Source organism: Pseudomonas sp. C32, from assembly GCF_030417915.1.
In the GTDB taxonomy this organism is placed as follows: domain Bacteria; phylum Pseudomonadota; class Gammaproteobacteria; order Pseudomonadales; family Pseudomonadaceae; genus Aquipseudomonas.
The window spans coordinates 156,818-170,488 of the sequence record NZ_JAUHUK010000009.1; the positions used below are offsets into that span (position 1 = coordinate 156,818).

A 13,671-nucleotide genomic window follows, 5' to 3' on the forward strand; every position below is an offset into this window, starting at 1 on the left:
CAAGGTGCCCACTGTGAGCGTGAACAACCCTCTTTTGCAGTCCTACGACTTGCCGCCGTTCTCTGCGATCCGTGCCGAACACGTGCAGCCGGCCATTGAACAGATCCTGGCTGACAACCGCGCCGCCATCCTCGAGATCCTCAAGACCCAGGGCAAACAGCCGACCTGGGCCGGCCTGGTGCTGGCGATGGACGAGCTCAATGATCGCCTCGGCGCTGCCTGGAGCCCGGTCAGCCACCTCAACGCCGTGTGCAACAGCGCCGAACTGCGCGAAGCCTACGAGTCGTGCTTGCCGGCCTTGAGCGCCTATTCCACCGAAATGGGCCAGAACCGCGAACTGTTCCAGGCCTTCGAAGCCTTGGCCAACAGCCCGGAAGCTGCCGGTTTCGACGTGGCGCAGCAGACTATTCTGGAACACTCCTTGCGTGACTTCCGTCTGTCGGGTATCGACCTGCCGGAAGCCGAGCAGAAGCGCTACGCCGAAGTGCAAAGCAAGTTGTCCGAGTTGGGCAGCCGCTTTTCCAACCAGTTGCTCGACGCCACCCAGGCGTGGACCAAGCACCTCACCGATGAAGCCGCCCTCGCCGGCCTGACCGATTCGGCCAAGGCGCAAATGGCGGCCGCCGCGCAAGCCAAAGGCCTGGACGGCTGGCTGATCACCCTGGAATTCCCGAGCTACTACGCGGTGATGACCTACGCCCACGACCGTGCGTTGCGCGAAGAAGTCTACGCCGCCTACTGCACCCGTGCGTCGGACCAAGGCCCGAACGCCGGCCAGAACGACAACGGCCCGGTCATGGAAGAAATCCTCGACCTGCGTCAGGAGCTGGCCAAACTCTTGGGTTTCGCCAGTTTTTCGGAACTGAGCCTTGCGACCAAAATGGCCGAGTCCAGCGATCAGGTGCTGAGTTTCCTGCGCGACCTGGCCAAGCGCAGCAAGCCGTTCGCCGCTCAGGACCTGGAGCAGCTCAAGGCGTACGCCGCCGAACAGGGTTGCCCGGATCTGCAAAGCTGGGACAGCGGTTTCTACGGTGAAAAACTCCGTGAGCAACGCTACAGCGTGGCCCAGGAAGCCCTGCGCGCCTACTTCCCGATCGATAAAGTGCTGGGCGGCCTGTTCGCCATTGTTCAGCGCCTGTACGGCATCGAGATTGCCGAACAGAAAGGCTTCGACACCTGGCACCCGGATGTTCGCCTGTTTGAAATCAAGGAAAACGGCCAGCACGTCGGCCGCTTCTTCTTCGACCTCTACGCCCGCGCCAACAAGCGTGGCGGAGCCTGGATGGACGGCGCCCGCGACCGTCGCCGTACCGCCGAGGGCGTATTGCAAAGCCCGGTGGCCAACCTGGTGTGCAACTTCACCCCGGCCGACAGCGGCAAGCCTGCGCTGCTGACCCACGATGAAGTGACCACGCTGTTCCACGAGTTCGGTCACGGCTTGCACCACCTGCTGACCCGCGTCGAGCACGCCGGTGTGTCCGGCATTAACGGCGTTGCTTGGGACGCGGTCGAGCTGCCGAGCCAGTTCATGGAAAACTGGTGCTGGGAGCCGGAAGGCCTGGCGCTGATTTCCGGTCATTACGAAAGCGGCGAACCACTGCCGCAAGACTTGCTGCAGAAGATGCTCGCAGCGAAAAACTTCCAGTCCGGCCTGATGATGGTCCGCCAACTGGAATTCTCGCTGTTCGACTTCGAATTGCATGCCACCCACGGCGATGGCCGCAGCGTGCTGCAATTGCTCGAAGGCGTGCGTGACGAGGTTTCGGTCATGCGGCCACCGGCTTACAACCGTTTCCCCAACAGCTTTGCGCACATCTTCGCTGGCGGTTACGCGGCGGGTTACTACAGCTACAAGTGGGCTGAAGTGTTGTCGGCGGATGCGTTTTCGAAGTTCGAAGAGGACGGCGTGCTCAACGCCGACACCGGTCGCGCATTCCGTGAAGCGATCCTTGCGCGCGGTGGTTCCCAGGAACCGATGGTGCTGTTCGTCGACTTCCGTGGCCGTGAGCCTTCGATTGACGCACTCTTGCGCCACAGCGGCCTGAGTGAGGACGCGGCAGCATGAGTGAGGGGATTGTGATTACCAAACGACGCTTTATCGCCGGGGCGGTCTGCCCGGCCTGCAGCGAGCCGGACAAACTGATGATGTGGAATGAGGACAGCGTGCCACATCGCGAGTGCGTGGCTTGTGGATACTCTGACACGCTGAATGAACAGGGGCTTTCGGTGCCCAAGGAGCTGGGAACGCGGGTGAACGTCACCGCGCCAAAAGCTCCGGATACCAAGGTTCAGGCGGTTCAGTTTTTCCCGAATCCGAAGCTCAAGAAGAAGTCGGACGAGTAATAAAACGAGTAATCAAAAAAGCCCCCATTGCGTCCTGCAATGGGGGCTTTTTTTAAGTTTTAATCAAGGCCTGACAATATCGACATAGGCTTTAGCCAGTGCCAGAAGTTTGGCCTTGTCATCGGCGTCGATATCGCCGTCTCCATCAATGTCTTTATTGACGTTGCCGAGGTTGAACGATTTTCCGCCATCATACGAAGAGGCGATCAGGCTGGTGGAATCTAGCAGCGCCGTGGTTTTCAGCGAGTTTTCAGCATCCCATCCGTCCTCTTTCAATGCGAACTGCATTGAAACGAGAACTTCATTTGGGTCGACAATAGTTGGGCCAAGCTTTTGCAGAAAGATACCGCGACGGTTGAAGAACGACATCACTAAATCCTTTTAATTAATATGAATATCCCTGTGTGCAGCGAAACAACGATACCGGTGTTTCAAACTTTTGAGCCAGCCGTTATCTGTATCTCTTAGTTGCTTCGCACTAACCAGCCTCCAGGAAAATGCCGAACGGCACTGGTGAGCGCGTTCTTGTCGGGATACTGTATGCGCATACAGTTATCAGGGTTTCCCCATGCACACGCCCTTGCCCCCACGTGGCCGCGGCACCGCGACCAATCCCCATAATCGCTTCGCCCCCAGCCGATCAGTGGCTGAGGACGACGGCTGGTATCAAGAGGTGCCCACCACGCAGGGTACCGAGGTGAGCATTGAGACGGCGAAATCCATCATCACCCGCAACACTTCGCCGGACTTGCCCTTTGATCGTTCAATCAACCCCTATCGCGGTTGCGAACACGGCTGCATTTATTGTTACGCGAGGCCGAGCCACGCTTACTGGGACATGTCGCCGGGGCTGGATTTCGAAACAAAACTGATCGCCAAGACCAATGCCGTCGATGTGCTGGAGCAACAGCTGTCCAAACGCGGCTATCAATGCGCGCCGATCAATCTGGGTTCCAACACCGATCCATACCAGCCGATCGAGCGCGAATACAAGATCACCCGACAAACCCTCGAAGTGCTGCTGCGCTACCGGCATCCGGTGACCATCGTCACCAAGGGCTCGCTGATTCTGCGCGACCTCGACCTGCTGACCGAGCTGGCCCGGCACAGGCTGGTGGCGGTGATGATCAGCCTGACCAGCCTGGACGACGAACTCAAGCGCATCCTTGAACCCCGCGCGGCGGCGCCCAAGGCCAGGCTTCGCGCGATCCGGGTGATGCGCGACGCGGGCATTCCGGTCGGCGTGTTGTGTTCCCCGATGATTCCGATGATCAACGACAGCGAACTCGAAAGCCTGCTCACCGAGGCTCAGGCGGCCGGGGCGCAAAGCGCTGCGTATATGATGTTGCGCCTGCCGCTGGAGGTGGCGCCGTTGTTTGAAGAGTGGCTGGCTGCCCACTACCCGCAACGGGCCGCGCACGTGTTGAGCCTGATTCGCCAGAGCCGGGGCGGCGAACTCTACGACAGTCGCTTTGGTGCGCGAATGCGTGGTGAAGGTCCTTTTGCCGACCTGTTGGCGCAACGTTTTAGCAAAGCGATCAGGCGTCTGGGACTCAATCACCGGGAAGGCTTTAATCTGGACTGTGATGCCTTTTGTCCGCCGGGTCGCCAGATGTCGTTGATTTGAGGACAATTGGCCTATGGTTGAGTACGGTGGATTTCACTTTGCCATTAGGCTGGTCACGTTTTTTGTGATCTGGAACACGCATTCCAGAGCGGTTTCTTCAGTTTGAATTAAGATTCGGCCGCTACCTTGTTCATCGAGTGACTGATGGGTCGAGATGCTCGGCCTGGATGTTTTTTACACAGGCACTGGCTTCATACCGGACAACACGGGAAGATTCCCTGACTCCGCCAAAGAGGATGAATCATGAGTGACAAGGATAAACAGCCGTTGGCTGCGTCGGCTTCCGCCGAACCCGAGGCGGAAACCGCCGATGCAGCGCTGCAGCATATCGTTGAAGGCTTTTTGCATTTTCATCATGAGATCTTTCCGCAGCAGGAAGAACTCTTCAAAAAACTCGCCACGGCCCAACGGCCGCGCGCGATGTTCATCGCTTGCGCCGACTCGCGCATCGTTCCGGAACTGATCACCCAAAGCGCTCCCGGCGATTTGTTCGTGACCCGCAACGTCGGCAACGTTGTGCCGCCCTACGGGCAAATGAACGGTGGTGTTTCCACCGCCATCGAGTACGCGGTGCTGGCCCTCGGTGTGCATCACATCATCATCTGCGGGCATTCTGATTGCGGTGCGATGCGTGCGGTGCTGAACCCCCAGAGCCTGGAAAAAATGCCCACGGTCAAAGCCTGGCTGCGGCATGCCGAAGTGGCGAAGACCATGGTCCAGGACAACTGCAATTGCGCCAACGAAAGCGAAAGCATGCACATCCTCACCGAAGAGAATGTCATCGCCCAGTTGCAGCATTTGCGCACCCACCCGTCGGTGGCCTCGCGCATGGCCAACGGTCAGTTGTTTATCCACGGCTGGGTCTACAACATCGAAACCAGCGAAATCAAAGCCTACGACGCTGATAAAGGTTGTTTCCTGCCGCTCAATGGCAGCCTGCCGATTCCCGTGGCGACGCCCAAAGCGCGCTTCTAAATACTCCTAAATCCTTGTGTGGTTTAGCCGAGGCTGCCGATCAGGCAGCCCGGCTTTGCCATGCCTGAAGAAAACTTCGGGAGACTCACCATGCGTGCAGCTCAACTCAAAACTGTTCTGCCACGGGAGCTGCTGGCTTCGGTGGTTGTGTTTCTGGTCGCCCTGCCCTTGTGCATGGGCATCGCGATTGCCTCGGGACTGCCACCGGCCAAAGGTCTGATAACGGGCATCATCGGTGGCCTGGTGGTCGGTTGGCTGGCCGGTTCGCCGCTGCAAGTCAGCGGCCCGGCGGCGGGCCTGGCGGTTCTGGTGTTCGAACTGGTGCGCCAGCACGGCATCGCCATGCTCGGGCCGATTCTGTTGCTCGCGGGTTTTCTGCAACTGGTGGCCGGTCGTTTGAAACTGGGTTGCTGGTTTCGCGTGACAGCACCTGCGGTGGTGTACGGCATGTTGGCCGGGATCGGCGTGCTGATTGTTCTGTCCCAGGTGCATGTGATGCTGGATGCCGTGCCTAAACCCTCGGGTCTGGATAACCTGGCCGGTTTCCCGGCAGCGCTGGCTCAGGCGTTGCCGACGCTGGGATGGCAAGCCGGTTTGCTCGGGTTGTCGACGATTGTCGTCATGTGGCTGTGGGAAAAATTCCGCCCACAATCCCTGCGCTTCATCCCCGGCGCGCTGCTGGGCGTCGGTCTGGCAACACTTGCCAGCCTGGTGTTGGCATTGCAGGTCAAACGGGTTGAAGTGCCGGCCAACCTGACGGAGGCCATCGACTGGCTGAAACCGGCGGATTTGCTCAACCTGGCTGATCCGACCTTGCTGATTGCCGCGTTTGCCGTGGCCTTCATCGCCAGCGCCGAGACGCTGCTTTCGGCCGCGGCGGTTGATCGCATGCACAGCGGGCAGCGCTCGGACTTCGACCGGGAACTGTCGGCGCAAGGTATCGGCAACATGTTGTGCGGCTTGCTCGGTGCATTGCCGATGACGGGCGTTATTGTGCGCAGTTCGGCCAACGTGCAGGCCGGCGCCACGACCCGCTTCTCGACCATATTCCACGGGCTGTGGTTGCTGGCGTTCGTGCTGTTGCTGTCCAGCGTGCTGCAGAGCATTCCGGTGGCGAGCCTGGCGGGCGTGTTGGTGTACACCGGTTTCAAACTGGTGGACCTCAAGGTCTTTCGCGGTTTGGGCCGCTATGGTCGAGCGCCGATGTTCACCTATGCGGCCACCGCCCTCGCCATCGTGTTCACGGATCTGCTGACGGGTGTGTTGATCGGCTTTGGCTTGACGTTGGTGAAGCTGGCGTTGAAAGCCTCACGCTTGAAAATCAGCCTGATCGACCTGCCACAGGAGGGGGAAATGGAATTGCGTCTGGTGGGCGCGGCGACCTTCCTCAAAGTGCCGGCGCTGACCCAGGTGCTGGGCAGCATTCCTGCGGGTACGACGGTGCATGTGCCGCTCAATAACCTGAGCTACATCGATCATTCGTGTCTGGAATTGCTGGAGGAATGGGGACGGGCGAATTCGGCCAAGGGCTCGAAACTGTTGATTGAGTCGCGAGGGTTGAAGCGCAGGCTTGAAGGCAGGGTTCGTACCAACACCGGTATCGGTGCGGCTGGCTAAAAACCAATGCAGGAGCGAGTTTGCTCGCGATAGAGGCGGATCAGTCAACATTGATGTTGAATGACATGGCCTCATCGCGAGCAAGCTCGCTCCTACAGGGGATGTGTTTACCGGTGGATCAAGCCGCCGGCTGATCCAGTTCCAGGCCTACGCCCAGGCGGCGGGACATGCACGGCCAGCGTTTCCACGCGGCGCCGGTGTCCGGGCTGTTGAGTTTCTCACGGTAGGCTTCCACCGATTCCAGCGCGAAGCTTTCGTCGTTGAGCATCTCGTCAATGGCGTGATGCACCACTTCGTCCAGTTGGTTGGCAAATTCCTCACCGATCAATTGGTGAGCAATCAGGTTGGCGACAGTCATGTCCAAAGGGATCAGTGGCTGGCCGAAATGCTTGATGTACAGGTCGTTGACCTCTTCGACAAAACGGTGCGCCAGATAGGCTTCGTCCAGCAAACCGTCCAGCCCGATGTGCCCGGCCATGATGGCGGGTGGCTGAATGAAATACTGTTCGGCGATTTTCAGCACCGGTTTGATCTGTGACTCAATGCCCGCTTCCCTGGCGACTTCATTGGCTGCATCCAGCAGATCAGGTACTTCTTCAATGTAGGCGGCGACAAAACGCGTCAGAACGCCGTTGGTATCGGTTTCCGGCAGTTGGATCGCCGGGTGTAGATGAGGCAGTTTATTTTCCAGCTGACGTGTCAGCAGGCGGGTCTCGGCTTCGTGTTGTTGGGCTGTTTGGATCTGCTCGCGCAATGCGGCGGTGTTCATGAAAACTCCAGGGAACAAGGCAATGAAATATGGAAGACATAACTTAGCTGGCTTACGAAAAATGCTAAGACGCATTTGTCATAATTATTTCATCCTTGAGACGCCCCCGTTATATCGGTTCGCCACCACTCGTCTGCATCCTTCTCCATTCGCACCCTGCAAAGCAAGTGAATGCTGTTTCAGATCATTTACGCCTTCACATTGCGAGGTCGGAGGTGCTGTCTATACTCGGGTTGGAATGGAGTTAGCTGATGACGCCCGACTGCATATGCAGCAAGGCCCGGTGCTCAAGTTCGTAGTCTGATGCAGCCGCTCCCTTGCCGCAGGTGAAAGCCGGCGGGATAACAAGAACGATAAGGGGAACCCGCAATGATGCGACATCCACATGTCTGGATGGGCCTCCTGTTGTGGTCGATTTTCAGTCAGGCGCAAGCGGCCTGGACTGTGAATATGGCGCCTGGAGCGACTGAAATCAGTCACGCTGTGTTTGACCTGCACATGACCATTTTCTGGATCTGTGTAGTGATCGGCATCATCGTCTTTGGGGCCATGTTCTGGTCGATGATCCTCCACCGCCGCTCGACCGGGCAGGTGGCCGCCAAATTTCATGAAAGCACCACCGTCGAAATCCTCTGGACCATCGTGCCCTTTCTTATCCTGGTGGTGATGGCGATTCCCGCTACCGCGACCCTGATCAAGATGTACGACGCCAGTGAGCCGGAGATCGATATCCAGGTCACCGGTTATCAGTGGAAGTGGCACTACAAATACCTGGGCCAGGACGTCGAGTTCTTCAGCAACCTGGCCACACCCGCCGATCAGATCCACAACAAGGAAGCCAAGGGCGAGCATTACCTGCTTGAGGTCGACAAGCCGTTGGTGTTGCCGGTCGGTGCCAAGGTGCGCTTCCTGGTGACGTCCGCGGACGTGATCCACTCCTGGTGGGTGCCGGCCTTCGCGGTCAAGCGCGATGCGATTCCGGGGTTCGTCAACGAAGCCTGGACCCGCGTCGAAAAGCCCGGCATCTATCGCGGCCAGTGCGCTGAACTGTGCGGCAAGGATCACGGATTCATGCCGACCGTGGTCGAGGTCAAGGAAAAGGCCGATTACGAAAAATGGTTGGCCGAGCGCAAGGCTGAGGCCGCGCAACTCAAAGAGCTGACCAGCAAGGAATGGACACTCGACGAGCTCAAGGAGCGCGGCGACAAGGTCTACCACACCACCTGCGTGGCCTGTCACCAGGCCGAAGGTCAGGGCCTGCCGCCAATGTTCCCGGCACTCAAGGGCTCGAAAATCGCCACCGGGCCGAAAGACGCTCACCTGGGCATTGTCTTCCATGGCAAGCCTGGCACAGCGATGGCGGCGTTCGGCAAACAGCTCTCGGAAGTCGATATCGCAGCGGTCGTGACCTATGAACGCAACGCCTGGGGCAACAACAAGGGCGACATGGTCACGCCAAAAGAAGTGCTGGAGCTGAAACAGGCGGAAAGCAAATGACCCGGTCTATTGCGCACGTAAGGAACCGGTCGGGGCAATGTACCCCGGCCTGCCCAGCCCATCTGTTTGCAGGAGACAGGACATGACTGCTGTAATCGATGAACATGTTCATACCGCCACCGACCACGCCCATGGCCCCGCCAAAGGCCTGATGCGTTGGGTGCTGACCACCAACCACAAGGACATCGGCACGCTGTACCTGTGGTTTGCGTTCGCCATGTTCCTGCTGGGCGGTTCGTTCGCGATGGTGATTCGCGCCGAGCTGTTCCAGCCGGGGCTGCAAATCGTCCAGCCAGAATTCTTCAACCAGATGACCACCATGCACGGTCTGGTGATGGTCTTCGGTGCGGTGATGCCGGCATTCGTCGGCCTCGCCAACTGGATGGTTCCGCTGATGATCGGCGCGCCAGACATGGCCTTGCCGCGCATGAACAACTTCAGTTTCTGGCTGTTGCCGGCGGCGTTCATTCTGCTGATCTCGACCCTGTTCACCCCCGGTGGCGGGCCGAACTTCGGCTGGACGTTCTACGCGCCGTTGTCGACGACGTATGCACCGGAAAGCGTGACGTTCTTCATCTTTGCCATCCACTTGATGGGGATCAGTTCGATCATGGGCGCGATCAACGTGATCGCCACCATCCTCAACCTGCGCGCCCCCGGCATGACGCTGATGAAAATGCCGCTGTTCGTCTGGACCTGGCTGATCACCGCGTTCCTGCTGATCGCGGTGATGCCGGTACTGGCCGGGTGCGTGACGATGATGCTGATGGACATCCACTTCGGCACCAGCTTCTTCAGTGCCGCCGGTGGCGGTGATCCGGTGTTGTTCCAGCATGTGTTCTGGTTCTTCGGACACCCCGAGGTGTACATCATGATCCTGCCGGCCTTCGGTGCCGTCAGCGCGATCATCCCGACTTTCTCGCGCAAGCCGCTGTTCGGTTACACCTCGATGGTCTACGCCACGGCGAGTATCGCCTTCCTGTCGTTCATCGTCTGGGCGCACCACATGTTCGTGGTCGGCATTCCGCTGGTGGGCGAGTTGTTCTTCATGTACGCCACGCTGCTGATCGCGGTGCCAACGGGCGTGAAGGTGTTCAACTGGGCCAGCACCATGTGGCAAGGCTCGCTGACGTTCGAGACGCCGATGCTGTTTGCGGTGGCGTTCGTGATCCTGTTCTCCATCGGCGGGTTCTCCGGGTTGATGCTGGCCATCGCCCCGGCGGACTTCCAGTATCAGGACACCTACTTCGTGGTCGCGCACTTTCACTATGTATTGGTGCCGGGGGCGATCTTCGGGATCTTCGCTTCGGCCTACTACTGGATGCCGAAATGGACCGGCCACATGTACGACGAAACACTCGGCAAGCTGCATTTCTGGCTGTCGTTCATCGGTATGAACATGGCTTTCTTCCCGATGCACTTTGTGGGGTTGGCGGGCATGCCTCGGCGGATTCCGGACTACAACCTGCAATTCGCCGACTTCAACATGGTGTCGTCGATCGGCGCATTCATGTTCGGCGCCACGCAGATCTTCTTCCTGTTCATCGTGATCAAGACCATTCGCGGCGGCCCGCCGGCACCGGCCAAACCGTGGGATGGGGCGGAAGGCCTGGAGTGGAGCATTCCGTCACCGGCGCCGTATCACACCTTCACTACGCCGCCGGAAGTGAAATGAACAACGCCCTTGTAGGCGCCGGCTTGCTGGCGATGAAGCTAAAACGGTGTGTCAGACACACCGCTATCGCTGGCAAGCCAGCTCCTACAGGATTTGGAGTAGGGGTTAGAAGTCATGGCTGACTCAATTTCGATGAAGAAACTGGTCACGCGTCTGCTGACCGTGGTGGTGGCGATGTTTGTGTTCGGGTTTGCCCTGGTGCCGATCTACGACGTGATGTGCAGGGCCTTCGGCATCAACGGCAAGACCGCCGGGCAGTACGAAGGTGAGCAAACGGTCGACACCTCGCGGCAGGTGCGCGTGCAGTTTCTGTCGACCAACACCGCCGACATGCCATGGGACTTTTACCCCAAGCATGACGAGTTGACCGCGAACCCGGGGGCGGTGAACGAGATGATCTTCATCGCCCACAACCCCACCGATAAACCGATGAGCGCCCAGGCCGTGCCGAGCATCGCGCCAAGCGCCGCGGCGGCGTATTTCCACAAGACCGAATGTTTCTGCTTTACCCAGCAAGTGCTGCAGCCCGGTCAACGGATCGAGATGCCGGTGCGATTCATCGTTGACCGTGACATGCCCAAAGATGTGAAGCACCTGACGCTGTCTTACACGCTGTTCGATATCACCGCCCGACATCCACCGGTAGCCGTAATCACTGGCGGTTGAGCGTGCCCGATAAGGAGAACAATAAATGGCAACTCATGAACATTATTACGTCCCGGCCCAGAGCAAATGGCCGATCATCGCCACGGTCGGGATGTTCGTCACGGTGTTCGGTCTGGCGACCTGGTTCAACGATCTGAAGGCTGCACGACCGGAATCCCACGGGCCGCTGATCTTTTTCATCGGCGGGCTGTTGGTGGCTTACATGCTGTTCGGCTGGTTCGGCACGGTGATCAAGGAAAGTCGCAGCGGCTTGTACAGCGCACAGATGGATCGCTCGTTCCGCTGGGGCATGAGCTGGTTCATCTTCTCGGAGGTGATGTTCTTCATCGCCTTCTTCGGCGCGCTGTTTTATGTGCGCCACATTTCCGGGCCGGCGCTCGGTGGTGAAGGCGCCAAAGGCATGGCGCACATGCTGTGGCCGAACTTCCAGTTCACCTGGCCGCTGCTGAACAACCCCGACTCGAAACTGTTTCCACCGCCCAAGGACGTCATCAGCCCTTGGGGTCTGCCGTTGCTCAACACGGTGCTGCTGGTGAGTTCCAGCGTGACGGTGACCATCGCCCACCATGCCTTGAAAAAAGGCCATCGCGGCGCGCTGAAAATCTGGCTGGCGATCACGGTTCTGCTCGGCTGCGCGTTCCTCGGCTTTCAGGCTGAAGAATACATCCACGCCTACCACGAGCTGGGCCTGACTCTGGGTTCCGGCATCTACGGCGCGACCTTCTTCATGCTCACCGGTTTCCACGGTGCGCACGTGACCATTGGCACCATCATCCTGTTCGTGATGCTGATGCGGATCTTGCGCGGGCATTTCGATAACGAGCACCAGTTCGCTTTCGAGGCAGCGAGTTGGTATTGGCACTTTGTGGACGTGGTGTGGATCGGGTTGTTCGTGTTCGTTTACGTGCTCTAAACCTTTTACCAAGGCACATGGGAGACCAGTTGGCCGCTGAAAAAGCCCCAGGTAATCAAACCCAGGGTCAGGGCGGCCAAAGTCACACGAACACTCAAGGCAATGACGAGGCGGTTTGAGCTGCTGTCGTCCTTGACCAGAAAAAACAGGCCGCTGAACAGGCTGACAACCGTGGCAATCAGCATCAGGACGATGGCTGCTTTGAGCATGGTGAGACTCCGGGGGGACAAGCGATGCACTTGAGTATAGCTATCGCACGGACCGATTTGCGGGCGACGCCATGAAGCGTTTCCGGCCGGGCGTCGTGCCGACAGTGGTCGTGGCGCTGTTGCTGCCGCTGTTGGTGTCCCTGGGGTTCTGGCAGTTGAGCCGGGGCGCGGAGAAAAGCGCACTGCTACAAAACTACGCCGAGCGCCGGGCTGCCGAACCGATGGCCAGCACCGAGTTGCAACACACTCAGGACCCGGCCTTTCGCCGGGTTCGTCTGCAGGGCGAGTTCGACGCTGCGCACAGCCTGCTGCTGGATAACCGCCAGCGCGACGGCAAGGTCGGGGTCGAGTTGCTGCAACCGTTCCGGGACCACGCGACCGGGCTCTGGCTGCTGATCAATCGTGGCTGGCTGCCCTGGCCGGACCGGCGCACCCCGCCGCAATTCACCACCCCCACACAAGCCTTGAGTCTCGACGCCTGGGTCTACGTTTCCCCCGGTGCCACCTTCCAGCTGCATGCCGATCCGGATAGCAACACCTGGCCGCAACTGGTGACGGCGGTTGAACCGGCCAGGCTCTGGAGCGCGCTCAGCCGTGAAGGGTTTGCCTACGAATTACGTGCCGAAACCGGCGCCGCAACCTATCAGGCCGATTGGCCGGTGGTGGCCATGGGGCCGGAAAAAAACATCGCTTATGCCGTGCAGTGGTTCGCTATGGCGATCGCCCTGTTCGGTCTTTATCTCTATCTCGGCTGGCACAACGCAAAGGAGAAACACCATGGGAGCGGCCATGAATCCACCCAGCATGTCTGAGGCAAAACCGTCGGTGAACCGGCGCAAGGGCCGCTTGCAGTTGCTATTGATCCTGCTCGGGGTGATCGGTCCGATGATCCTCGCCACCGGCATGTACAAGCTGAATTTCTGGGTGCCCGAGGGCCGCAGTTACCACGGCGAACTGATCGGCAACGGTCAGACCCGTGCCGACATTGGCGTGCAGGCCCAGGACGATCGTTGGCAGATGTTGGTGACGGCGCCCAAGGATTGCGCGGTGGACTGCCAGCAGCTGGTGTATCTGGCGCGGCAAGTCCAGATCGGCCTCAGTCGCGACGCGTCCCGCGCCAGCCATGCCCTGGCCGCCGCGCAACCGCTGAGCGCCGACTACGACGCCAAGCTGCAACGGGAATATCCTCAACTGCAACGTTATCCACTGGACCTGACCACCTTCAGCCGCACCACCGGCGACCAGAGCGTGCCGCAACTGTGGATTATCGATCCCCACGGCAATCTGGTGCTGCGCTACGACCCGTCGGTGAAGGGCAAGGACCTGCTTAACGACCTGCGTCACCTGCTGAAACTGTCGAACATCGGATAAGGGCATCGT

General features: G+C 59.2%; 14 protein-coding genes. 11 read left to right on the forward strand and 3 right to left on the reverse strand.

Annotated elements, in window-relative coordinates:
- Positions 1-13: 13 nt before the first annotated feature.
- Complete coding sequence (gene prlC, locus QYH43_RS12680) at positions 14-2,065, forward strand: oligopeptidase A (RefSeq protein ID WP_301157141.1); 2,052 nt, start codon at positions 14-16, stop codon at positions 2,063-2,065.
- Entirely contained in the window at positions 2,062-2,343 is a 282-nt protein-coding gene (locus tag QYH43_RS12685; RefSeq protein WP_095059743.1) for a YheV family putative zinc ribbon protein, read from the forward strand. The genes prlC and QYH43_RS12685 overlap by 4 nt, the downstream gene beginning before the upstream one ends.
- A 63-nt stretch (positions 2,344-2,406) precedes the next feature.
- Here QYH43_RS12685 and QYH43_RS12690 read toward each other — a convergent pair whose 3' ends face one another.
- Positions 2,407-2,712 carry a hypothetical protein gene (locus QYH43_RS12690; RefSeq protein ID WP_095059742.1) on the reverse strand — a complete coding sequence of 102 codons (306 nt, stop codon included), beginning with the start codon at positions 2,710-2,712 and terminating at the stop codon, positions 2,407-2,409.
- A gap of 199 nt (positions 2,713-2,911) precedes the next feature.
- Between QYH43_RS12690 and QYH43_RS12695 the strand changes: the two genes are divergently transcribed.
- From QYH43_RS12695 to QYH43_RS12705, 3 genes are all read left to right on the forward strand, one after another.
- Positions 2,912-3,970: a PA0069 family radical SAM protein gene (locus QYH43_RS12695; protein ID WP_095059741.1), complete on the forward strand. Its 1,059-nt coding sequence runs from the start codon at positions 2,912-2,914 to the stop codon at positions 3,968-3,970.
- Positions 3,971-4,213: 243 nt separating this feature from the next.
- On the forward strand, positions 4,214-4,945 hold the full coding sequence (locus QYH43_RS12700; RefSeq protein ID WP_095059740.1) for a carbonic anhydrase: 732 nt from the start codon (positions 4,214-4,216) through the stop codon (positions 4,943-4,945).
- A 90-nt stretch (positions 4,946-5,035) separates the two neighbouring features.
- A complete protein-coding gene (locus QYH43_RS12705; protein WP_095152814.1) occupies positions 5,036-6,562 on the forward strand; it encodes a SulP family inorganic anion transporter in 1,527 nt (508 codons plus the stop codon).
- A gap of 118 nt (positions 6,563-6,680) precedes the next feature.
- On the opposite strand, the gene QYH43_RS12710 is transcribed toward QYH43_RS12705, so the two are convergent.
- Complete coding sequence (locus tag QYH43_RS12710) at positions 6,681-7,331, reverse strand: hypothetical protein (protein ID WP_095059738.1); 651 nt, start codon at positions 7,329-7,331, stop codon at positions 6,681-6,683.
- Positions 7,332-7,700: 369 nt separating this feature from the next.
- On the opposite strand from QYH43_RS12710, the gene coxB reads away from it, so the two are divergent.
- The 4 genes from coxB (at position 7,701) to QYH43_RS12730 (ending at position 12,082) form a co-directional block, all read left to right on the forward strand.
- Positions 7,701-8,828 carry a cytochrome c oxidase subunit II gene (gene coxB, locus QYH43_RS12715; RefSeq protein ID WP_095152816.1) on the forward strand — a complete coding sequence of 376 codons (1,128 nt, stop codon included), beginning with the start codon at positions 7,701-7,703 and terminating at the stop codon, positions 8,826-8,828.
- Between the two features lie 82 nt (positions 8,829-8,910).
- Positions 8,911-10,503: a cytochrome c oxidase subunit I gene (gene ctaD / locus QYH43_RS12720; protein ID WP_095152817.1), complete on the forward strand. Its 1,593-nt coding sequence runs from the start codon at positions 8,911-8,913 to the stop codon at positions 10,501-10,503.
- A gap of 114 nt (positions 10,504-10,617) precedes the next feature.
- Positions 10,618-11,169 (forward strand): cytochrome c oxidase assembly protein, encoded by a 552-nt coding sequence (locus tag QYH43_RS12725; protein ID WP_095059735.1) that lies wholly within the window; start codon positions 10,618-10,620, stop codon positions 11,167-11,169.
- A 25-nt stretch (positions 11,170-11,194) separates the two neighbouring features.
- Positions 11,195-12,082 (forward strand): cytochrome c oxidase subunit 3, encoded by an 888-nt coding sequence (locus tag QYH43_RS12730; RefSeq protein ID WP_095152818.1) that lies wholly within the window; start codon positions 11,195-11,197, stop codon positions 12,080-12,082.
- A gap of 5 nt (positions 12,083-12,087) precedes the next feature.
- Here QYH43_RS12730 and QYH43_RS12735 read toward each other — a convergent pair whose 3' ends face one another.
- On the reverse strand, positions 12,088-12,291 hold the full coding sequence (locus tag QYH43_RS12735; RefSeq protein WP_053152840.1) for a twin transmembrane helix small protein: 204 nt from the start codon (positions 12,289-12,291) through the stop codon (positions 12,088-12,090).
- Positions 12,292-12,362: 71 nt separating this feature from the next.
- Between QYH43_RS12735 and QYH43_RS12740 the strand changes: the two genes are divergently transcribed.
- Together QYH43_RS12740 and QYH43_RS12745 are read left to right on the forward strand one after the other, a co-directional pair.
- Positions 12,363-13,103 carry an SURF1 family protein gene (locus tag QYH43_RS12740; protein ID WP_301157142.1) on the forward strand — a complete coding sequence of 247 codons (741 nt, stop codon included), beginning with the start codon at positions 12,363-12,365 and terminating at the stop codon, positions 13,101-13,103.
- Positions 13,069-13,662, forward strand: a complete 594-nt coding sequence (locus tag QYH43_RS12745) for a hypothetical protein (protein WP_095059732.1) — start codon at positions 13,069-13,071, stop codon at positions 13,660-13,662. The genes QYH43_RS12740 and QYH43_RS12745 overlap by 35 nt, the downstream gene beginning before the upstream one ends.
- Positions 13,663-13,671: the final 9 nt, after the last annotated feature.